Annotated in this window: 18 protein-coding genes, 1 other RNA gene and 1 other annotated feature; of the genes, 5 read left to right on the top strand and 14 right to left on the bottom strand. The window is 37.0% G+C overall.

The features are described from left to right. Positions 1–12: 12 nt before the first annotated feature. Complete coding sequence (locus ACE1TG_RS01225) at positions 13–1158, bottom strand: cysteine desulfurase family protein (protein ID WP_375050532.1); 1146 nt, start codon at positions 1156–1158, stop codon at positions 13–15. Between the two features lie 39 nt (positions 1159–1197). Continuing rightward, a complete protein-coding gene (gene cymR / locus ACE1TG_RS01230; RefSeq protein ID WP_092492467.1) occupies positions 1198–1617 on the bottom strand; it encodes a cysteine metabolism transcriptional regulator CymR in 420 nt (139 codons plus the stop codon). A gap of 259 nt (positions 1618–1876) precedes the next feature. On the opposite strand from cymR, the gene ACE1TG_RS01235 reads away from it, so the two are divergent. Next, on the top strand, positions 1877–3145 hold the full coding sequence (locus ACE1TG_RS01235) for a replication-associated recombination protein A (RefSeq protein WP_375050533.1): 1269 nt from the start codon (positions 1877–1879) through the stop codon (positions 3143–3145). A gap of 182 nt (positions 3146–3327) precedes the next feature. Next, a complete protein-coding gene (locus ACE1TG_RS01240) occupies positions 3328–3981 on the top strand; it encodes an RsfA family transcriptional regulator (RefSeq protein ID WP_375050534.1) in 654 nt (217 codons plus the stop codon). A gap of 196 nt (positions 3982–4177) precedes the next feature. Here ACE1TG_RS01240 and ssrS read toward each other — a convergent pair. The 4 genes from ssrS to ACE1TG_RS01260 all read right to left on the bottom strand — a co-directional run bounded on the left by ssrS (position 4178) and on the right by ACE1TG_RS01260 (position 8264). Further along, a non-coding RNA gene (gene ssrS / locus ACE1TG_RS01245) (6S RNA) lies at positions 4178–4363 on the bottom strand. A 123-nt stretch (positions 4364–4486) separates the two neighbouring features. Further along, positions 4487–6253 carry an aspartate--tRNA ligase gene (gene aspS, locus ACE1TG_RS01250; RefSeq protein WP_375050535.1) on the bottom strand — a complete coding sequence of 589 codons (1767 nt, stop codon included), beginning with the start codon at positions 6251–6253 and terminating at the stop codon, positions 4487–4489. Further along, positions 6246–7535: a histidine--tRNA ligase gene (gene hisS, locus ACE1TG_RS01255; protein ID WP_375050536.1), complete on the bottom strand. Its 1290-nt coding sequence runs from the start codon at positions 7533–7535 to the stop codon at positions 6246–6248. Before hisS ends, aspS begins: the two co-directional genes overlap by 8 nt. Before the next feature lie 271 nt (positions 7536–7806). Next, positions 7807–8025 (bottom strand) — a binding site (T-box leader). Positions 8026–8090: 65 nt separating this feature from the next. Then, positions 8091–8264, bottom strand: coding sequence for a hypothetical protein (locus ACE1TG_RS01260; protein ID WP_375050537.1), 174 nt, complete (start codon positions 8262–8264; stop codon positions 8091–8093). A gap of 93 nt (positions 8265–8357) precedes the next feature. Here ACE1TG_RS01260 and ACE1TG_RS01265 point away from each other — a divergent pair, with 93 nt between their 5' ends. Further along, positions 8358–9413 (top strand): N-acetylmuramoyl-L-alanine amidase family protein, encoded by a 1056-nt coding sequence (locus ACE1TG_RS01265; protein WP_375050538.1) that lies wholly within the window; start codon positions 8358–8360, stop codon positions 9411–9413. Between the two features lie 191 nt (positions 9414–9604). Here ACE1TG_RS01265 and dtd read toward each other — a convergent pair whose 3' ends face one another. From dtd to ACE1TG_RS01300, 7 genes are all read right to left on the bottom strand, one after another. Then, positions 9605–10060: a D-aminoacyl-tRNA deacylase gene (dtd, locus tag ACE1TG_RS01270; RefSeq protein WP_375050539.1), complete on the bottom strand. Its 456-nt coding sequence runs from the start codon at positions 10058–10060 to the stop codon at positions 9605–9607. A gap of 62 nt (positions 10061–10122) precedes the next feature. Beyond that, positions 10123–12324 (bottom strand): RelA/SpoT family protein, encoded by a 2202-nt coding sequence (locus ACE1TG_RS01275; protein WP_375050540.1) that lies wholly within the window; start codon positions 12322–12324, stop codon positions 10123–10125. Positions 12325–12518: 194 nt separating this feature from the next. After that, positions 12519–13031 (bottom strand): adenine phosphoribosyltransferase, encoded by a 513-nt coding sequence (locus ACE1TG_RS01280; RefSeq protein ID WP_375050541.1) that lies wholly within the window; start codon positions 13029–13031, stop codon positions 12519–12521. Beyond that, positions 13021–15351: a single-stranded-DNA-specific exonuclease RecJ gene (recJ, locus tag ACE1TG_RS01285; protein WP_375050542.1), complete on the bottom strand. Its 2331-nt coding sequence runs from the start codon at positions 15349–15351 to the stop codon at positions 13021–13023. Before recJ ends, ACE1TG_RS01280 begins: the two co-directional genes overlap by 11 nt. A gap of 57 nt (positions 15352–15408) precedes the next feature. Beyond that, positions 15409–15729, bottom strand: coding sequence for a LapA family protein (locus ACE1TG_RS01290; RefSeq protein WP_375050543.1), 321 nt, complete (start codon positions 15727–15729; stop codon positions 15409–15411). Positions 15730–15918: 189 nt separating this feature from the next. Next, positions 15919–18189 (bottom strand): protein translocase subunit SecDF, encoded by a 2271-nt coding sequence (gene secDF / locus ACE1TG_RS01295; RefSeq protein ID WP_375050544.1) that lies wholly within the window; start codon positions 18187–18189, stop codon positions 15919–15921. A 49-nt stretch (positions 18190–18238) separates the two neighbouring features. Further along, positions 18239–18541 carry a post-transcriptional regulator gene (locus tag ACE1TG_RS01300; RefSeq protein WP_375050545.1) on the bottom strand — a complete coding sequence of 101 codons (303 nt, stop codon included), beginning with the start codon at positions 18539–18541 and terminating at the stop codon, positions 18239–18241. 122 nt (positions 18542–18663) lie between these two features. Here ACE1TG_RS01300 and spoVB point away from each other — a divergent pair, with 122 nt between their 5' ends. Next, complete coding sequence (gene spoVB / locus ACE1TG_RS01305) at positions 18664–20217, top strand: stage V sporulation protein B (RefSeq protein WP_375050546.1); 1554 nt, start codon at positions 18664–18666, stop codon at positions 20215–20217. A 322-nt stretch (positions 20218–20539) separates the two neighbouring features. Here spoVB and ACE1TG_RS01310 read toward each other — a convergent pair whose 3' ends face one another. Then, on the bottom strand, positions 20540–21841 hold the full coding sequence (locus ACE1TG_RS01310; RefSeq protein WP_375050547.1) for an ArsB/NhaD family transporter: 1302 nt from the start codon (positions 21839–21841) through the stop codon (positions 20540–20542). A 139-nt stretch (positions 21842–21980) separates the two neighbouring features. Here ACE1TG_RS01310 and ACE1TG_RS01315 point away from each other — a divergent pair, with 139 nt between their 5' ends. Further along, a complete protein-coding gene (locus ACE1TG_RS01315; protein ID WP_375050548.1) occupies positions 21981–22364 on the top strand; it encodes a TIGR04086 family membrane protein in 384 nt (127 codons plus the stop codon). The last annotated feature ends 36 nt before the right edge of the window (positions 22365–22400 follow it).

The following is a 22400-nucleotide window of genomic DNA, read 5'->3' on the forward strand; positions in this document are numbered from 1 at the left end:
TTTCACCACCCTTTATGCTGTTAACCGTTTAACGATTTTCACTACTCTATTTGCAGCTTCCTCTATATTCTCGGTTGTATTAAATATACCAAAACTAAAGCGTATTGAATTGGTTGTTCGTTCATCATTCTCGCCATACATTGCTGCCAGGACATGCGATGGCTCTACTGATCCTGCGGTACATGCACTCCCGCTTGAAGCAGCAATACCATCTAAATCAAAATTAGTAAGGAGCGACTCCACATTCGTACCTGGGAAACTGATATTTACAATCGATGCAATAGCTTTTTTCTCGTCACCATTTATCGTAAAGTTGATCCCGTTGTTCGATAAATGTGAAATAAATTGATCCTTAAAACCCTGATAGGATATATTTCTTTCCGTTTTATTTTTGAGCGCCAATTCTACTGCTTTTTGAAAACCTACTGCACCAGCAACATTCTCTGTTCCGGGCCGGCGTTTTCGTTCTTGTTCGCCCCCAAACTGAAGGGCGTCTATTTTCACATCATTTGCGGCATATAAAAAGCCAATACCTTTTGGTCCGTTTATTTTATGGGATGAAACTGTCAGCATATCAATGCCGTATTCTTTTACATCAATATCCAATAACCCATAAGCCTGTACTGCATCCGTATGAAAAAAAACCTCCTGATAATCTTTTAAAACATTACCGATTTCCTGAATAGGCTGAATCATACCAGTTTCATTATTCACATACATAATAGAAACCAAAATTGTTTCATCAGTTAGAGCATTTTTTAAGTCATCTACTGATACTAATCCATTTTCACAGACCGGTAAATAAGTTACATGAAACCCTTGTTTTTCAAGGTGCTCTGCGGTATGAAGTGTTGCATGATGTTCCTGAACAGTTGTTATGATATGACTTCCTTTATCTTTATTAGCCATTGCACTGCCAATCAAAGCCAGGTTATCTGCTTCTGTTCCTCCGCTGGTTATAATGATTTCTTTTTCATTTGCATGAATGCTTTTGGCCATTGTCCGTCTTGCTTCATCAAGATACTTTCTTGCTTTCCTGCCAAACGAGTGGACACTTGATGGATTACCAAAAACATCTTCAAATACAGGATTCATCGCGCTTGCAACTTGTTTGTCCATCGGTGTTGTAGCAGCATGATCCATGTAAATACCTTCCATATTGCACAAACCCTTTCTATCTTAAACTATCTGTTTTCATTAGATATAAAACATATATGCATCCTGTTGATGATCATCCTGATGATGTTTTAAATCTTCTAATGTTGTAGTGTCCAATACGTCTTTGACTGCATCTCGGATTCGAATCCACAGAGCCTGTTTTGCTGGCTCTTCATCTTCTATTCCTTCTACTGGAGATATTGGTCCTTCCAGTACACGAATTATGTCACCAGCCTTTATTTCACTAGGTTCCTTCGCCAAAATATATCCACCATATGCTCCGCGGATACTTTTGATTAATCCAGCGTTTCTAAGTGGTGATGCCAATTGCTCCAAATAATGCTCAGATAGCTCTTTTTCCCGCGCAATCGCTTTTAGTGATGTGGGACCTTCCCCGTGCTTTCGTGCAAGCTCAATCATAATTGTCAGACCATAACGTCCTTTTGTTGAAATTTTCATTTTTAACACCTCTATCTCTTTCTTAGAAAAAACTTGGCTTTTCGCCAGGCTAATATAGATAAGCTTAAGTTACACTTAGGCAGAAAGAAAGGATTTATGCTGTCTTATCTACCGAAAAAGCTATTAATTTATATTATAGATTAATTATAATTTGTAATACATGATATTATAGCATGAATAGTATGATTCTTGCATTTTAACACAATTGGAATTACGCTTTTATACACGATCAATTATTCTATAAAAAAGGACGATTAGAATGAAACATAAACCACTTGCTTATCGCATGAGACCTGCTCATATACATGAGATTATCGGGCAGGAACATCTTGTGGGCGATGGAAAAATACTGAATAGGATGATTCAGGCTGAACAGTTAGCATCTATGATCTTATTCGGGCCGCCTGGAACAGGAAAGACTTCAATGGCGGTAGCGCTCGCAAAAAGCCTAAATTTACCTGTTAAGATGCTTAATGCAGTTGTTGACAAGAAAAAAGATATGGAGATTGTCGTTGAAGAGGCAAAAATGACGGGTCACGTCGTATTAGTACTTGATGAAGTACATCGACTTGATAAAGCAAAACAGGACTTTCTACTTCCACACATTGAAAGCAACATCGTGACACTGATCGGCTGCACAACCAGTAATCCTTATCATTCTATTAATCCTGCTATTAGAAGCAGATGTCATTTATTTGAGTTACACCCTTTAACAGCAGATGATATGAAAATAGCAATCCGAAGAGCCGTTGAAGATGATACCAATGGATTAGGTTCTCAGTCAGTTACCGTAACGGATGACGCACTGGAGCATTTTTCTTTTGCTGCAAATGGTGATATGCGATCTGCATTAAACGGGCTTGAGTTAGCTGTATCATCTACCCCTGAGGATAACGAGGGGAAGACTGCTATAACACTCGATATAGCTGAAGAGTGTATGCAGAAGAAAAGCTTTTCACACGACAAAGATGGTGATGCGCATTATGATGTATTGTCTGCATTTCAGAAATCCATTCGCGGAAGTGATGCCAACGCAGCACTCCATTATTTGGGAAGGTTGATTGAAGCAGGTGACCTTGAAAGTATTGCACGGCGCATGATTGTTTGTGCGTATGAAGACATCGGCCTAGCAAATCCACAGGCAGGTCCACGAGCGATTGCAGCAGTTCAGGCCGCTGAAAGGCTCGGATTTCCTGAAGCACGCATACCATTATCAGTTGCGATTGTTGAACTTGCTTTATCTCCTAAATCAAATACAGCATATAAAGCGCTTGACCATGCACTAGCAGATATACGCAGTGGTAAAAGCGGTGACATACCTGCACACTTAAAAGACTCGCACTATCAAGGCGCAAAGAAGATGGGACGAGGTTTGGAATATAAATATCCGCACAACTATGAAAACGGCTGGATCAAACAACAGTATTTACCTGAATCTATAAAAAACAAAGAATACTACAAACCTAAAAATTCCGGTAAATTTGAACGAGCTCTCATGCAGGTATATGATAAAATTCAATCTGAATAGATAGCTTGGCTAATCACCGGGCTTTTATCGTGCCAGCCTTTGTCTTACTTATTCCACTAAAAAAATACTAGATAATATGGGTAATAGAGGTATAATTCCTCTTTCAATCGGTCACAATAGACAATAAAGATAATAATCTATGTAATATACAGCGGCTGTTATTGAAAAAGGAGTTGAACAATTTGGTTAAAGTAAGACAAGATGCCTGGTCACATGAGGATGACCTATTGTTAGCAGAAACTGTTCTGCGTCATATCAGAGAAGGCAGTACTCAATTAAATGCGTTTGAAGAGGTAGGCGATAAATTAAATCGTACGTCTGCCGCTTGCGGGTTCCGCTGGAATGCCGAGGTTAGAGAAAAATATGATAATGCTATTGATCTTGCAAAGCGGCAACGGAAAGAGAAAAAGCGTGCAAATGCAGTTAAAACTACTAAGACACGTCAGCCAGTAATACCAGTTATGCAAACTGCCAACGACGAAGAAGAACCCGCACAAACAATGGATGAGACATCTATCACAATGGATACAGTCATTCGTTATTTAAAACAAGTCAAAAAAGATTACTATGCTTCCAATCAATCAAAACTATCGTTAGAACAAATGCAAAAAGAGAACGCTATGTTAAAAGAACATGTAAGCAATCTAGAAAAGAAACTAGAAAGCACTGAAAAACAATTTGCAACAGTACAGGAAGACTATCAAGTATTTATGCAAATTATGGATCGGGCAAGAAAAATGACTGTTCTGGATGACCAAGGAACTATACAATCACCCGCATTCAGAATGGATAAGAATGGTAACCTCCAACAGGTTGCAAATGGAACGAACCAATAAAAAAGTCGCATGAGGATTCTATTAAGAAGCCCATGCGACTTTGCTGTTCATATATAAATAAGCTCTTATTGCATAATTCCAACTAAAGTATACACCAATAAGCATTGCCACCCCAAAGTACAAGGGATTCTATGAAAGTAAAATCCACTTTCTAAGAACCCCTTTTAACGGTAAACTAAGGTATAATATGTATTCTATCAATCCCAATAGTGCCGTCCATTTCTAGTTTTGATCCCGCTTTCAGCAGGTGGGTGCTCTGTTCCATATTTCTTATGCGTCCTCGATTAGACGAGGCATGCATGCAACATGGAAACGATACAAGCTCCCAATTATATAGATGTTCGGTCAAAACATTTATACAAGACGTACACATCAGGATTGATAATTTAATTATGATTTATTGTTTGTAAAGTTAGTTTATCATACAGATATGCTAATTTCAATATTCATCAGTATGAAGTGTATATTACAGTTGTTACATCTTTACTACAAATTTTAAAACTGATCATAATTTCTTTTTAATTTGAATAGACAGCTCATCCAGCTGTTCATCACTCACTTCATCGGGTGCGTCCGTTAATAAATCTGAAGCTGAAGCGGTCTTAGGAAATAGAATGGTATCCCTGAGGTTTGACCTTCCTGCTAATAGCATAACAATTCTATCCAATCCTAATGCAATACCACCATGGGGTGGTGCACCATATTCCAATGCATCAAGTAAAAATCCAAACTGTTCTGTTGCTTCTTCACTTGTGAAACCCAATACTTCAAACATTTTATCTTGTTGCTCTTTCTTATGAATACGTAATGATCCTCCACCTAATTCATACCCATTTAATACAAGGTCGTACGCATTTGCTCGAACTTTTCCCGGATCTTTACTGAGTTTATCAAGATCCTCCTCAACAGGCATTGTAAAAGGATGATGAGCGGCAAAATAACGCTCCAGACCTTCATCATATTCCAGTAACGGCCAATCTGTAACCCAAAGGAAATTAAACTTACTTTCATCAATGAGCTGCAATTCTTTTCCGAGCTTTAATCGTAAAGCTCCTAAACTGTCATAAACAATTGCTGTTTTATCTGAGCCAAACAATAGTAAATCTCCATCAGCAGCACTCGCTCGATTAACAATTCCTGACTTCTCTTCATCTGTTAGAAATTTGGCAATTGGCCCTTTCAGTTCATCGCCTTCTACCTTAAGCCATGGTAAACCTTTGGCCCCATATACTTTCACAAAATCAGTTAGCCTATCAAGGTCTTTGCGGGAATAATTAGCTGCTTGTTCCTTTACATTTAATAAGCAAACTTTCCCACCTGATTCGATTGCGCTTTGAAATACCTTGAATGAAGAATCAGCCAGAATATCTGTTACATGAAGTAACTCCATGTCAAATCTCGTGTCTGGTTTATCTGATCCATAACGCTCCATAGCTTCATTATACGGCAACCGTTGTAATGGCAGCGAGATATCGATATTTTTAACATCCTTCATCACATTTTTCATCATATTTTCAGTCATTTCCATTATTTCATCACTAGTCATGAAAGATGTTTCAATATCTATCTGTGTGAATTCTGGTTGACGGTCAGCCCGCAAGTCTTCATCCCGGAAGCAACGTGCAATTTGAAAATACTTTTCGAATCCCCCCATCATAATTAATTGTTTGAAAAGCTGGGGTGACTGTGGCAGTGCATAAAATTCCCCATTATGCACACGGCTGGGCACTAAATAGTCTCTTGCACCTTCTGGAGTACTTTTAGTTAAAATCGGTGTTTCCATTTCAAGAAATCCATCTTCATTTAAAAAGTTACGAACGACTTGTGTTGTTTGATGACGTAACTTAAATGTATCCTGTAAAGCACTTCTGCGTAAATCCAAGTAACGATATTTTAAACGGAGGTCTTCCGATACATCAGATTCGTCATCGATAAGAAATGGCGGTGTCTTTGCTTTATTCAAAATACTTATGCCTGTTGCCATTACTTCGATCTTTCCTGTTCCCATCACGGGGTTAATTGTACCTTCATCACGAATAACAACTTTCCCTTCAACTTGGATGACATATTCACTTCTAACTGTTTCAGCAATTTCTAAAGCCTTTTTGGAATTATCGGGATTAAAAACGACTTGTACAATTCCAGATCTATCACGTAAATCAATGAAAATTAATCCACCTAAATCCCGACGTTTTTGAACCCACCCTTTTAATAATACCGGCTGATCAATATCTTTTTCACGCAGCGTTCCCGCTAATATTCGTTCACTCATTTTCAATTCCTCCCAGGAGCTTTTCATGCATCTTTTCAACTAGTTGTTCTATAGGTACTTCCAATTGTTCGCCTGTATCTAATTCTTTAACATTAACAATTTTTCTTTCTATTTCATCTTCACCAAGAATTAGCACATACTTTGCCTTAAAACGATCTGCAGCTTTAAATTGGGCTTTCATTTTTCGACCTTGATAATCTTTATCTGCCTGAATGCCACTTCTACGTAATTCATGTAACAGACGAACCGCTTCTTTTTCAGCTTCATCACCTACCGCAACTATAAAACAGTCTAAGCGATCATCAATTGACATTCCCCTATTTTCAGCTTCAAGAGCCATCATCAATCTTTCCATTCCCATTCCAAAGCCAATACCTGGTGTGCTCGGTCCATCCAACTCTTCAATTAGACCATTATATCTTCCGCCACCAGCCAATGTTGCAATCGCACCAAATCCATCCGCTTCACTCATTATTTCAAAAGCTGTGTGGTTATAATAATCAAGTCCACGTACCAGATTTTTATCAACTTCATATTCAATTCCCATTTTTGTTAAATAATTCTGAACCTGGTCGAAGTAATTTCTTGATTCTTCATTTAAATAATCTAATATCGAAGGTGCATTTTGCATAGCAGGATGATCACTGTCAGTCTTACAATCCAGAATACGTAATGGATTTTGGTCTAAGCGAACTTGACAATCACTGCAAAGCTCAGCCTTGTATGGTGAAAAGTGATTGACCAAAGCCTGGCGGTGATTATTTCGGCTTTCATTATCACCTAATGAATTAATAACTAACTTTAACGATTTTAAACCTAGCTCCTGATAACACATCATTGCTAAATCAATAACTTCAGCATCTACCGCTGGGTCAGCACTCCCTAGTACTTCTACACCAAATTGGTTTAATTGTCGCATTCTTCCTTTTTGTGGTCTTTCGTAACGAAACATTTGAGCAAAATAATAGAGTTTAACTGGCTGACTCGGATTCCCAAATAACTTATTTTCAACAAAAGCACGCGCAACAGACGCAGTACCTTCAGGCCGTAATGTCAGACTTCTTCCTCCACGATCTTCAAATGTATACATTTCTTTTTGAACAATATCGGTAGAATCGCCAACACCACGTTGGAATAACTCTGTATGTTCGAACAGCGGTGTACGGATTTCATCAAAATGAAACCTTCCACACACATCTTTTAATTGATCTTCAACAAACTGCCATTTTTTCGCCTCTTGCGGTAAAGTATCTACCGTACCTCGCGGAGCTTTTATGCTCATCTGTAATACCCCCTCATTATTTTTAGCTGGTTTCTAAAGATTGTTGCTTTATTAAAGTAATGAAATCATATCGTAATTGATATAAACTGTGAACTAACATGCTAAGTGCTATGGCACCGCTTCGGGAATACACTTCGCGCACCTTAGGGCCACACTCAAGCTTCCTCGGAAGCAAAAACCGCTTCCAGTGGAGGCAGAGGTTCAAAAAAACAAAACTTGCGAAAAGAGCGCTACATTAAAAAAATATAAAAAACTCCCGACCCTTATAAAAATAAGGGACGAGAGTTAACCCGCGTTGCCACCCTAGTTGATGCTCTTAAAGCACCCGCTCTTCACAGTTAACGCCTGCAAAACGTCTATACCTACTGTGTATTCGATATAGAACCTAAGGAATGTCTTTCATCAGAGTATCATGTGAAAATGTTCTCAGCCTATGACATTTTCTCTCTTTTCACATACTTCTCATTACTTTTTCCATCACTGGCTATTTATACATCTATCATTAATTTAATTGATTATGAATGACTATTATATTAATGTTTCCAACAAACATTGTCAAGTACGAGTTATCTTTTTCTTTAACTTTTTAACCTCACCTAGAGAGATACCTAATTCCTCAGCTATTTCCATGTGATTTAACTGGTCTTCAACTTCCATAAAACGATGAAAGTTTGCTCCAAAAATATCTTTGCTCATATTTGAATTCCAATGTTTTTCCTGAAATCGCATAACTAAAATACCTCCCTATGTTATTCTAGTTTTGCCTAAATAGTAAATTTTTATTAATATAAAGGTAATATATTATTCAAAGGGGGAACTTCATTGCATATAAAGAAGACAACGGTGTTATTATTTAGTGTATTGTTTCTGACCTTCGCGAGTTTGGTAAGTGCCAACGAAGCAATAGTAAAGACAGACAATCTAAACGTTCGAACAGGACCTGGAACCAATTTCGATAAGATCGGTCAAGTACATACTGATGAAGTTTATCCAATTTTACAGCAACAAGAAGGATGGGTAGAAATTCAATTGACTGAAGGTACTGGGTGGGTTACGAACGAGTATATAGACATCTCAGGTAATACGGATTCTGAAAGTACGAATGAAAGTGATATGGAACCAGCCACTGAAGAAACGATTACAATTCAACATGATAACACCCAACTTCGCGAAGGACCTTCAACCAGTTATGACATAACCGATTTTGCTAATAAAGGTACTGAATTCAAGGTTCTCTCAGAAAGTAATGAATGGTACGAGATTGAAAATGACGATATAACCGGCTATGTATTTAAACAACTTGTAAAAAAAGAAAGAACGTCTTCTTTTGGTGGCATGAATGGTAAAACGATAGTAATAGATGCAGGACATGGTGGAAGAGATGTAGGTGCAATTGGCGCAAGCGGAACATACGAAAAAGACTTTACATATAAAACATCGCAAGAACTAAAACAGGAACTCACAGCTCTTGGAGCAAACGTAGTATTGACAAGAAAAAGCGATGAATTTATTTCGTTAGGCAGCCGGACAAGCCTTCCCAACATTTTGGATACAGATGCTTTCATAAGCATTCATTACAACAGTTTTCCCGAAATGCCTAATGTAACCGGGATCGGAGCATATTTTTATGATGATCAAAATGAAAAACTAGCTAAGGATGTTCTTCAGGGTATAGCAAAGGAAACCGGTGCAAGAAACCGTGGAGCTACATTTGGAGATTTTCACGTTATCAGACAAACTTTTAAACCATCGATACTTGTTGAGTTAGGATTCATTTCCAACCCGGAAAAAGAGCAACTCCTTCAAACAAATGCATATCAGAAAAAACTAGTAACAGGTATTGTAAATGGATTAAATCAATACTTTACAAATAAATAAGAAATCTTATTGCATAATAGTAGCTAGCGGACATGAGGTGCGCTATTTGTGTAAAAAAGATACTTTTGCTTATTTATGAGGACATGAGGACCCTTATTTCCGATGACCATTCATATAAAAGAGCAGTTCAATTAGAAATGGAAATTGCGATTTTGCATTCCTAAATTGAACTGCTCTTACCTTAATGCTATTCATTCTTTTTTCTTGTCATTGCTATCCAAGATAATTGTAACAGGTCCTTGATTTGTTAGTTGTACGTTCATCATTTCACCAAACTCACCTGTTTCAATTCGAACTCCCTGTTGTTCAACTAACTGATTGAAATACTGATATAATTTATTCGCGTGTTCCGGTTTTGCTGCATCAAGAAAATTTGGCCTTCTTCCTTTTCTGGTGTCAGCGAATAATGTGAATTGTGAAATAGATAGTACCTGTCCAGATACATCCTTTAAGGATAGATTCATCTTTTCGTTTTCATCTTCAAATACTCGAAGATTTACAAGCTTGTTGACCAAATAGGCTGCATCCTCTTCTGTATCTTCATGTGTTACACCAAGTAAAACAACAAACCCATTATCAATTTTCCCAACAACATCTTCTTCTACGGATACACTGGCATTGTTTGCACGTTGAATGACTGCTTTCATAATTTGATACTCCTTTTTCTTATCACGCAGCTTATATCAACTGCTGAGGTCATACGAGAATACTATTGTATCGTTCTTGTTACTGTATAAACATCTTTTATTTGCTTTATGCGTTCCACAATTCTTCTTAGATGATTCGTGTTATGAATTAGAATTGTTATATGAATAACAGCCATTTTATTTCGATCAGATCGACCGTTCACCTGTGTTATATTCGTTTTTGTTTCATTTACTGCCTGCAATACTTCATTTAATAAGCCGCGGCGATCATACCCTGATATCTCGAGGTCAACATGATATTGCTTTTTATCTGTTTGTGCGCCTTCCCATTCAACATGAAGGTAACGCTGCTTTGCATCTTCTGTTTGGACATTTGGGCAGTCTGATCGATGAACAGATACCCCTCTCCCTTTTGTAATATATCCAATAATATTATCACCAGGGACAGGATTACAACACTTCGATAACCGTACTAATAAATTATCGACACCTTCCACCTTAACACCTGAATCTCGTTTTTGTACCTTTTTACTTGGCTCTTCACTTTTAACTTCTTCAAGTGTTTCTTCCAGGTTCTGTTCTTTTAATTTAGTCCGTCTGATTTTTTCGGTTAGCCGTGTAGCAATTAATGCAGCAGTAATTCCTTGGTAGCCAACAGCCGCATACATTTCATCTTCATTGATGAAATTAAACCGTTCATTTACTCGCTTTAAGTTCTCCTGTGTCAGCGCATCTTTTGGTTCAATTCCTAATGCACGAATTTCTTTATCAACAGCTTCTTTACCCTTGCTAATGTTTTCATCCCGTCGTTGTTTCTTAAAGAACTGCTTGATCTTATTTTTTGCCTGAGATGTTTGGGTAATCTTAAGCCAATCCTGTGAAGGGCCATAAGAATGCTTTGAAGTCATTACCTCAATAATGTCCCCGTTCTTCAATTTATAGTCGAGAGGCTCCATTTTTCCGTTTATCTTAGAACCAATCGTTTGATTACCTATTTCGGTATGAACTTTATAGGCGAAGTCAAGTGGTACGGACCCTGATGGCAGCTCTATAACGTCTCCTTTTGGAGTGAATACATATACCATGTCAGAGAATAAATCGACCTTTAGAGATTCCATAAATTCTTCTGCATCATGTGTTTCATTTTGCCATTCAAGTATTTCCCTAAACCAAGTCAACTTTTCTTCAAATGACTTTTTATCATGTGCCAGCTGACGTCCTTCTTTATATGCCCAATGAGCAGCGATACCAAATTCAGCTATTTCATGCATCTCTTTCGTACGAATTTGTACTTCAAGCGGATCACCTTTAGGTCCAATTACGGTTGTATGCAATGACTGATATAAGTTCGGCTTTGGCATTGCAATATAATCCTTGAATCTGCCAGGCATTGGTTTCCAGCATGTATGAATAATACCTAAAACTGCATAACAATCTTTAATACTATCAACAATTATACGTACTGCTAATAAATCATATATTTCATTAAATTGTTTGTTTTGCTTTACCATTTTGGTATATATACTATATAAATGCTTTGGTCTTCCTGATATATCTGCCTCAATATTTACATCTTTCAGTTGGCTTGTAACCTCATTCATAACATCATCTATATACGTTTCGCGCTGATCACGTTTTTGTTTCATCAACTGAACAATTCGATAGTATTGCTGTGGATTTAAATAACGTAATGCTGTATCTTCCAACTCCCATTTGATTGTAGAAATACCCAAACGATGCGCTAAAGGTGCAAATATCTCCAATGTTTCATTTGAAATTCTCCGTTGTTTTTCGGGAGGCAAATGTTTAAGTGTCCGCATGTTATGCAATCGGTCAGCAAGTTTAATCAGAATTACCCGAATGTCTTTAGCCATTGCTACAAACATTTTCCGATGGTTTTCTGCTTGCAGAGCTTCTTTTGACTTATATTTAATTTTTCCGAGTTTGGTAACACCATCAACAAGCATTACAACTTCAGTACTAAAGTGTTTTTCCATTTCTTCAACGGTAATGTCTGTATCCTCTAATACGTCATGTAAAAAACCCCCAGCAATTGTCTCTGGATCCATTTCAAGTTCAACTAAAATTCCAGCCACCTGAACTGGGTGTATAATGTAAGGCTCACCAGATTTTCGATATTGCTCCTTGTGTGCCTCTTCTGCAAACTCATATGCACGACGAAGGAACATAGCATCCTCTTCAGTAAGATAGCGGCGAGCCTCATTGATTACATCTTCTATTGTCAATATTTCTTCTTTTGCCATATAATCACCTAAATTCGGGTTAGAGAATACTTTCTAATAGTATCGAAAATTTTTGTATAAATGTAAAGGAAAAACAGTCAATATCATTGGAATTGTTCTGTTTTTCTATTACACGATGGAATAAAAATAGGATAATAACAGGTCTGACGAACAGTACATTAGTTCAATCAGACCCAAAACTTTTTGTGAGAATATTAATAGTTCATTAATGTTAATACATCATAGCCTTCAAGTTTCTCCAGCCCATTAAGGTAGGAAAGTTCAATCAGAAATGCACAGCCTACAACTATTCCACCCAATTCTTCTACCAATTTTATTGTTGCCTCTATTGTACCACCTGTTGCAAGTAAATCATCCGTAATTAATACGCGCTGACCTGGCTTAATTGCATCTTTATGAATGGTAAGGACATTTTCACCATATTCCAGCCCATAATCAACTTTAATAACCTCTCTTGGCAATTTCCCTTCTTTTCTGACTGGAGCAAAACCGGTTTCCAATGCATAAGAAACTGGGCAGCCAATAATAAAACCACGTGCTTCCGGCCCCACCACAAGGTCAATATTTTTCTGCTTTGCAAATTCAACTATCTCATCGACAGCTGATTTAAATGCTTTTCCATCATCCATAAGTGGTGTAATATCTTTAAACTGAACCCCTTCTTTTGGCCAGTCCTGAACAATTTTAATGTATTTTTTATAGTCCATGTGTTACTTCCTCCTTGGGCATTTCCCCATCTTTTATGCAATTTGAAAACCACATTCTTAATTCTTCATAGGTTGAATAGTACAGTATCTTTTCAACCTCAGCCTGATTTAGGCGTTCTTGATATGATGGCGACTCTAATAAATCTTTCTTCATAGGATCTGTATTTAATTGAATAATACCATTCTCTATATTAACAAACTCTAATTCAAAAAACACGTTGGACATAAATAAAATTCGATCCTTCGTCCATGCTTTTGCATCCATGATCATCGGCAGCTCTTTTTGCAAATTAACTTGTTTTCGTTTAGCTACAAAAGCATATAGCCATTTAAAATCCTCGCGTGAAGGAAAAGCTTTCATAAACACACTATCTTCCAATTGAAAACATACATGGATGTTTGACGGATTTGTTTTACATACCAAGTCCTGAAGTATAGTCAGATTTGTCGGCATTTCAAAAAGATAGAGTGTACTGACTTCGTCAAGCAGGCTAATGTCTGCATCATACCTAATACATGTCACTTCATCAGGAACAATGCTGTTTTCATTCAGGAGTGTATGATGTACTGCTAAATGACTAGTATTATTATTAACATAAGGTGTGATATCAAAACGTTTTTTCCCTCGATGATCAAAGACTTGTCTTTCCTCAATTTTCATATCCCGAATAACTATTTGCACCTTTTTATTACCATTCCACTCATTAATACCTAACTCGCCAACTACTGACAAGGGTGTTTGTGGGGAAATATGGTCATATAAACCACCTAAGCTAAATCCTATTCCATCAAGCAAGTGATTTTCATGCTTGAATTGCATTTTTAAGTGTTTTTTCATATTTCCAATCTGCCGTATATCAGAAGGGATATCATTCAAATGGAAGATCGGCTTTGGGTTATCCATACCAAATGGTGCCAGCTGTCTAATTTCATTTACCAGCTCTTCATTTATTTCTGGAATGGCTATTGTTTTACTTACTTCAATTTCCTGAGAAAAGTCTTCTTTAGTAAGCTGCTGATTAATGATTTTGTTTAGTTCCGCTTGCAGTAACTGAAGATTTTCTAATGGTAAGGTCATACCTGCTGCCTGTGAATGTCCACCAAAATGAGTAAACATGTCTCTGATTTCCATACAGCTGGAAAATAAATCAAAGGCAGGGATACTTCTGGCAGAACCTTTTACTTGTTCTTTTTCTGGTAGAATTGTCAGCACAATTGCTGGTCTGTCATATTTTCTCACAAGATTTGATGCTACAATGCCCAGCACACCTTGATTCCAGCCTTCTTTTGCTACAACAATTACGCCTTGTTCTTCAAGTGAACCTACCATTTGATCTGCTTCTTTTACAATATCACTAACTATTTTTTGACGTTCCTGATTAATGGATTGGACCATTTCTGCTATGTGTTCTGCCTCATCCTGATCCTCAGACATAAGGAGCTGTACTGCAAGATTTGCATCTTGTAATCTGCCGACCGCATTAAGCCTTGGTCCAATCAAGAATCCAACATCCTCTTCACTGACATCCCCGTTGATATTGCATACCTTTTTTAAAGCAATCAACCCTGGTCTATTAGTTGCTGATAGCGTTTTTAAACCATAGGATGCCAAAATACGGTTTTCACTTTTTAATGGTACAAGATCAGCAATTGTACCTATAGCAACTAAATCAAGTAAATGCTTTGGAAAATAGCCTAATAAGCTTTCAGCAAATTTAAAGGCAACACCCACACCTGCCAATTCTTTAAACGTATAATCGGGGGAGCATTTTGGGTGAATAATCGCAAACGCCTCAGGCAACTGTTCTTGTGGTTCATGGTGATCCGTTATCACTAAGTCAATACCAAGCTGTTTCGCAACAGTTGCCTCATGAATAGATGCTATTCCCGTATCGACAGTTATAATTAAGCTTATTTCATTATCGGATGCAGTTTTAAATGCATCTTCGTTCGGGCCATAACCTTCTGTAAATCTGTTTGGTATATAATAATCACAGTCAGCACCAAGTTCCTGTAACGTTGTTAACAAAACTGTTGTTGAACTGACTCCATCTGCATCATAGTCACCAAATACTAGAATTTTTTCTTTATTAGCTATTGCTTTATGTACTCGTTCTGTTGCTTTTGATATATCTGAAAAGCCTTGCGGATGATATAAATTTTCTAAATCAGGTGACAAAAATTCTTTTGCCGCTTCAGCAGAAGTAATTCCTCTCTGTATTAAAAGTTCTTTAATAAGTGGAGAAATTTCATTTGAATCCCAATCTATTGATTCTGTTTGCGCATTTGAAAATTTCCAGTTCATTTTACTTTGTAACATAAATTCACCCCTGACTAATCCATTATACAAGAGTAAACCAAGGGTCGCAATTAACGTTTATAGATTCTTTTTCCCATCCGGATTTTCTTGATTGTTATCATCATCAATTAGTTGGTTTTCTCCTGCCGTTTCTTTTAACTGCTTATTCTCAGCTTGGAGTGATTTTTGTTCACGCTGCAAATGGATCATTTTCACTAAACCAACAGCAGCTGTAATAATTCCACCCATCAATACGGAGAACAGAATGACTAATATTAATGGTGCCTCACCAGTTCCAAATAAGTAATTAACTTCAACAGGATCGACATTTATTACTGCAAAAATCGCAACAATAATAACAAATATAATTGCTAGAATAACATATGATTGTCCTCTCAATTCTAATTCCTCCCTTTAATAAGTCAGAAAACTTGGCTTGTCACCAATCCATTATAGCGCATAGTCTAGTTACACTTATGCAATATGACATTATTTACACTTACTTACCTGCTAAAATACCCTGTTTTCTATATTGTTAACCATACATAAAGACCCCTGAAGTTAAATCAACAGGGGTCTTTAGTTCTATTACACTTGTGGTCCTTCTGTTTTTTTCTTTTTAGCAAATACGACTGGCTTATCCTTAATGTTTCTTCCACGCCATACTAACCATAGTTGTGACGCAAGGAACAAGGATGAGTACGTACCTACTAGCAACCCTACCGCTAGCGCGATTGCAAAACCAGTAATAGGCTGTGCTCCAAGGAATAGGAATGCTAATACAGCAATCATTGTCGTTACTGTGGTATTTATACTGCGTGTAAATGTTTGTACCAAACTCTTATTAACTATGCTGGCAAGTTCCTTAAACGATTTAACGCGTTTCTTCATACGCAGATTTTCCCGAATTCGGTCAAAGGTTACAATTGTATCATTGATTGAGTAACCGATAACAGTCAGGATTGCAGCAACAATCGTAACATCAAATTCTATTCTTGTTAGACTAAATATTGCTAGAACGAAGAAAGCGTCATGAATTAACGCAATTATCGCTGTTAAACCAAAAAATAGCTCAAATCGAAGTGTGACATAAATAACCATGCCGATCGACGCAATTGTAAGTGCATATAGTGCATTTTTAACTAATTCCTCGCCCACAACTGGGGAAACGACACTCACACTAGATTTTGCATTGTAATTTTCTTGAAAATAGTTCTGTACTTCCGATATTCTATCTTCATCAATTACCTCATCATAACGAAGAATAACATTTTCGCCGTTATCACCTGCTGGAACAACAGATTTGGCTTCCAGATTCAGCTCTTCCAAACTGTTTTTAATTGCCTCTGTGTCTAAAGTATCTTCTGCTGCAAGCTGAATTCTTGACCCGCTTGTAAAGTCAATTCCAGGGTTTAATTGAAAAATACCTAAAGAAATCCCACCAAGTATAACCATTGCAGCAGATGCGATAAAGAATTTTTTTCTATGTTGGACAACATTAACTTCCCGATTAAAGATTTTAGGTTCTACTTCGCTTGTATCGGCAATGTCTTTAATGTTCTTCTTGTTAACTCCGAACCAGCCTGGGCGGTTTTTCAGAAATTTGGTTTTTACCCATAATCTCATTAATAACCTGGTACCATAAACTGCTGTCAGGAAGCTCACTAGAATACTAAGAATCAGCATTGTTGCAAACCCTTTAATTGAGCTTGTACCGAAAATGAATAAAACAGCAGCAGCGAGCATCGTTGTTATATTAGCGTCAATAATTGCCCGTAATGAATTAGCCGTACCTGCTTTAAACGACGCAAATATTGACTTACCTTCCCGTATTTCTTCTTTAATCCGTTCGAATGTAATAACATTCGCGTCAACTGCCATACCGACACCAAGGATTAAAGCGGCAATTCCCTGCAATGTTAGCACACCATTCATTAATTCAAATACTAATAAAATTAAATAAATGTAAATGCTCAAATTGATTGCAGCGATTAAACCAGGAAAGCGGTAAAATGCAATCATAAATAAAAAGATTAAACTAACACCGATTATACCTGCAAATACAGTTTTATTCAGTGCTTGTTCGCCAAATTGGGCACCTACAGTATTAGAATACAATTCTGTCATATTTACCGGTAATGAACCTGCATTAATAATATCAGCTAGGCGTTGAGCCGATTCTACGGTGAAATCACCGTTTATCATAACATTCGTTGTATTTAATGTTTCAGTTACTTTAGGAGCTGAAACATATTTTGGATCTTCCTTCTTCACCTCTTCTGCAAATGAATCCCCTTTTTGATAATCCATCCAGATTACAAGGAGATTATCAAGGTAAGGTGTTTCAGGGTCTCGTTTATCTTTTAATTTAGATGTTATTTCCCCAAATTTCGAAGCATCTTTTAACTGTAAGGTAACGATAGGCTGATTCGTTTTCTGATTGAAATCCTGCTTGGCACTTCCTTCTTGTATATCCGATCCATCAAGTAGAACTTCATCCTCAACATTCCGCAACGTAAGACGTGCTGATGTGGATAACAGTTCCCTTGCTTCACCTTGGTTTTCCACCCCGGCAAGCTGTACCCGAATTCGATCTTCACCTTCAATATTAATATTTGCTTCACTAATTCCCAAACGATTTACACGTTCATTAAGTATTCGTACTGTATTCTCAAGTACTTCTCTATCTGTCTCTTTACCTTCTGCAATAGGTTCGACTTGATATAAAATCTCAAACCCGCCCTGAAGATCCAAGCCCAGATTAACATCTTTTGCAATTCCTGTTATCGTTGACCCAATCGTCCCTGCAAATATTAGTACGATTAGAAAAAAGGCAACGATCTTGCCTCTGTTTTTCATCTTCCGATTGCCTCCCTTTATGTCACTCGGGTAATACATTATGTAAAACCTATTCAGCTTCTTCCAAATCCCCTTTAGTTAAAGCATTAATAGAAGCCATTAAATCATTATCCTGATATGCATTAACCGTTAAATAACTCATGTAAATATTTGATGAAAGATGGAAGATATCTTGAATCACCTCAAATAAACGTTTCGGTGGATTGCCTTTCCATACCTTTTCTTCTAAACATTTCCATATATTATCATTTGATGCCTGTGCATAGCCCATTAACTTGAATTCATTTACCTTACTCTCTAAAGCTAACAATACATCAGGTTTCCACTCTCTTACATTTTTTATAACTTCCACGCGATTCCCCTCCCTGTAGACAAACCAAACTATATAATAATGCTTGTCATGGTTGGCCCACTTCTTTGCATATATATCATTGTATATGAAAAATTATTTTTTGAGAAGGTAGGTCGGCAATATTGACCAAACAAACATTTTTACAAGGCACGTTAATTTTAATAGTAGCAGGTATGATTACACGATTATTAGGCTTCATCAATCGCCTTGTTATAGCCAGATTTATGGGTGAAGAAGGTGTAGGTCTTTATATGATGGCACTGCCAACTCTATTCCTTGTGATAACATTAACACAACTCGGCCTTCCTGTTGCAATTTCAAAACGGGTATCAGAGGCTGATGCAAGAAATGATACACATAAAATCAAAAAAATTCTTGTCGTATCATTACTTGTAACAGGTATATCAAGTGTCATTTTCACCATTGGCATGATCGCTGCCGCACCATTTATTGCCACAACTCTTTTAACTGATGAACGGACAATGTATCCACTAATTGCAATAAGCCCAATAGTTCCGATTGTAGCAATTTCTTCCGTGCTTAAAGGCTACTTCCAAGGCCGACAAAATATGAAACCACAAAGTTACGCATTAGTAATTGAGCAAATCGTCCGGATTACCTGTGTAGCATTCTTTATTAAATTATTACTCCCTTATGGCGTTGAATTTGCTGCAGCTGGAGCAATGTTCAGTGTAATTCTTGGTGAGCTTGCCTCCTTATTTTTTATGATTCACTTATTTAAACGAATGAAAATAGTAAGTATCCGACACCGCTTTTTTAAATACGTAAATTCAAGTAAGAACACATTAAAAGAACTATTCTCAATAGCCTTACCAAGTACCGGCAGTCGTTTAATCGGTTCCTTTTCTTACTTTCTTGAGCCAATAATTGTAGCGCAAAGCCTGCTGCTTGCAGGGGTATCAAGCTCAATGGCGACAAAACAGTATGGAGAGTTGACAGGGTATGTATTGCCATTACTATTTTTACCAACATTTATTACACAATCTCTGTCAATCGCCTTAGTCCCTTCTATTTCAGAAGCAGAGGCGACTAAGAATAATAGGCTGATTCATTACCGAATTCATCAATCCATCCGAATTTCATTTGCATCAGGCGCAATAGCAACTATTGTACTTTCATTATTTGCTGTGCCAATACTCACATATATGTACGGAACTGGAAACGCCAGCAGATTCCTCATATTAATGGCACCTTTTTTCATTTTACTCTATATCCAGGCACCATTACAAGCGGCATTACAAGCGTTAGATTTAGCTAAACCTGCAATGTGGAATAGTTTGATTGGTGCAGCATGTAAATTTGTTGTTCTATTTCTATTGGCATCCAATGCTGAATTTGGAATCATGGGAGTTGCTATTGCAATGTCCGTTGGCGTGGTCCTAGTAACATTATTGCATCTGGGCAGCCTGTATAAACAAATCGGCTTTTCGATACCTTTTAAAGATTTAATAAAGATGGGCTTATTATTATCACTTACATATATGGCTGGGAACTTCTTTAAAGGTATCTACGCCGGACTTGATTCAAACCTTTTCCTATTTATAATTATCATACTATTTTTAACGATAGTATACATTGCTCTGCTCTTCATTTTAAAATTCATTACAAAAGAAGAGTTAAATCAAATACCAATTCTCCAGAAATGGGTACATTAAAAGGTCGTTTTCCAAAAATAAAAACACTATTTAGGAGTATAAAGCGCATAACGTTTCGCGATCCTGTTTTATTGATACAATAAATTGATTGGCTTTTAACACCTGGATTAACATTGTAACCTTCCGAGAGCATCTTTTCTGCTATTTAGCGGAATGAGGATTCACTTAGATGATTGTTTGGCGGGTCCTTGTTTCGATTGAACGAGTGGCAATACTTCATTCTCTTATAATACTGCCAGTTTAAGTACAAACATACCATAACCCCATAAAACATTTTTAAAAACAAAAACAACATAACACTTTTTCTAAAGCGTTATGTTGCTTATAGTCCTTGTGACATATACGGGATTAGATAGCGAACGTAAATATAAATAGTCGATATGATAAGCGAAAACAGGACAAATGGTATTCCATACAACATAAATCGAATAAATGGAATTTTTTGATTCGCGCCTTCAGCTAATCCTGCAACTACAACGTTTGCCGAGGCTCCAACCAATGTTGCATTCCCACCCAAACATGCTCCCAACGCAAGTGACCACCATATGGGATCTAAATAAACCATACCATAACTCTCAAATTCCTCTATTACAGGAATCATTGCTGCAACAAACGGTATATTATCGACAATGCCTGAAAATAACCCGGAAACCCATAAAATAAGAATAGCAGTTTTTGAGAAATCACCTTCAGTTGAAAGAACGATAGCTCTTGCCATTTCGTCAATAATTCCAACCTTTTCAAGTCCCCCAACCAATGTAAAAAGACCAATGAAGAAAAACAATGTTACCCATTCAACTTTTGCAAAAATATGCTCTGTTTCAATTTCCTTCTCTGTTAACAGCAAAAGTAGTATCGCCCCACTAAGTGCTATTATCGTCAGTTCAATATGCAGAAATGAATGAAGCATAAAACCCGATAATGTAAGAATTAACACTACAACAGATTGATATAACATAGGTGACTTCACCAGAAAAGATGAAGCATCCATAGCCATTAATTCATCAATGTTTGTACTCTGTGCAGTTAATGTACCTCTGAACAGCATCACCATTAATGCCACCATTATAATAAAGATAATTATAGCCAGTGGTGCCAGATGGTTGACGAACGACAAAAAAGTAAGATGGTCGACAGCTTGTCCAATCATTATGTTTGGCGGATCTCCTATAAGTGTTGCAGTACCGCCGATATTAGAGCTGAAAATTATGATAAGAAGATACGGAAACGCTGGGAGGCTTAATTGTTTCGTTATTTTAAGAATGATTGGTACAAAAATCAACACCGTTGTAACATTATCGAGTAATGCTGATCCTACAGCTGTTAGGATACTTACGCCAACAAATAACGGTATTGGTGAACCACGTACTCTTTGTGCAAAACGAATAGCAATAAACGAAAACAACCCTGTCTTGTCCGTTATCGAAATAAGCAGCATCATCGAAAATAATAAGGCAATAGTATTCCAGTCAATGTAATGCATAAACATTTCATTGGCACTATAAATACCAGTTAATAACAGTAATGCACCGCCAGATAGCGCAACGACAGCACGATTAATCTTCTCAGTCATAATGAAAATGTAACTAATTATAAAAATGACAGTCGCTAGTATTACTTCCATGCAGCATCCTCTTTCATTATAAATATAATCTCTTCTTACAACTATATGCTGAGATTTCTAAAATATTTTCAGTCTATTTTTTTATTAGCTGAATAGAATGAAAGTACATGGACAAACAAAGGAAAGGGGGATTAGTATCATGAAGAAACAACAATTTACGGCCCTGTTGTATGGCTGGATTATAATTCTTGGTTTAATTCTCTTAACTAGTATTATCCTGGCATTCTTACTGCGCTTTACAACAATGGAGGAAACGACTTTATCATGGGTTACATTAGCTATTGGTTTAATCTGCTTATTTATTGGTGGTTTGGTTGCTGGAGTTAAAAGTAAGCAAAAAGGCTGGATCATTGGCTCAGTTACGGGGATTGGATTTACTCTTTTCACCTTTCTCGTGCAATATCTTGGTTATCAGCAGGCTTTCTCGATGGAGCAATCAATCCATCATATTGGATTTATTTTAGCAGCTGTTATCGGTGGAGTTATTGGGGTTAATTTTGTAGCAGGAGAAAATAACAATTAATTTATCTATTAAAAAAGAAGCTAGTACATAATGTAC

The organism is Virgibacillus sp. JSM 102003, from assembly GCF_041949995.1.
Taxonomy (GTDB): Bacteria; Bacillota; Bacilli; order Bacillales; family Amphibacillaceae; genus Lentibacillus.

What these genes read in the sequence shown, in the direction of transcription:
- ACE1TG_RS01225 (WP_375050532.1), bottom strand. Translation starts at nt 1,158, where the DNA reads ATGGAAGGTATTTACATGGATCATGCTGCTACAACACCGATGGACAAA.
- cymR (WP_092492467.1), bottom strand. Translation starts at nt 1,617, where the DNA reads ATGAAAATTTCAACAAAAGGACGTTATGGTCTGACAATTATGATTGAG.
- ACE1TG_RS01235 (WP_375050533.1), top strand. Translation starts at nt 1,877, where the DNA reads ATGAAACATAAACCACTTGCTTATCGCATGAGACCTGCTCATATACAT.
- aspS (WP_375050535.1), bottom strand. Translation starts at nt 6,253, where the DNA reads ATGAGTGAACGAATATTAGCGGGAACGCTGCGTGAAAAAGATATTGAT.
- hisS (WP_375050536.1), bottom strand. Translation starts at nt 7,535, where the DNA reads ATGAGCATAAAAGCTCCGCGAGGTACGGTAGATACTTTACCGCAAGAG.
- ACE1TG_RS01260 (WP_375050537.1), bottom strand. Translation starts at nt 8,264, where the DNA reads ATGCGATTTCAGGAAAAACATTGGAATTCAAATATGAGCAAAGATATT.
- dtd (WP_375050539.1), bottom strand. Translation starts at nt 10,060, where the DNA reads ATGAAAGCAGTCATTCAACGTGCAAACAATGCCAGTGTATCCGTAGAA.
- ACE1TG_RS01275 (WP_375050540.1), bottom strand. Translation starts at nt 12,324, where the DNA reads ATGGCAAAAGAAGAAATATTGACAATAGAAGATGTAATCAATGAGGCT.
- ACE1TG_RS01280 (WP_375050541.1), bottom strand. Translation starts at nt 13,031, where the DNA reads ATGGACTATAAAAAATACATTAAAATTGTTCAGGACTGGCCAAAAGAA.
- recJ (WP_375050542.1), bottom strand. Translation starts at nt 15,351, where the DNA reads ATGTTACAAAGTAAAATGAACTGGAAATTTTCAAATGCGCAAACAGAA.
- secDF (WP_375050544.1), bottom strand. Translation starts at nt 18,189, where the DNA reads ATGAAAAACAGAGGCAAGATCGTTGCCTTTTTTCTAATCGTACTAATA.
- ACE1TG_RS01310 (WP_375050547.1), bottom strand. Translation starts at nt 21,841, where the DNA reads ATGGAAGTAATACTAGCGACTGTCATTTTTATAATTAGTTACATTTTC.
- ACE1TG_RS01315 (WP_375050548.1), top strand. Translation starts at nt 21,981, where the DNA reads ATGAAGAAACAACAATTTACGGCCCTGTTGTATGGCTGGATTATAATT.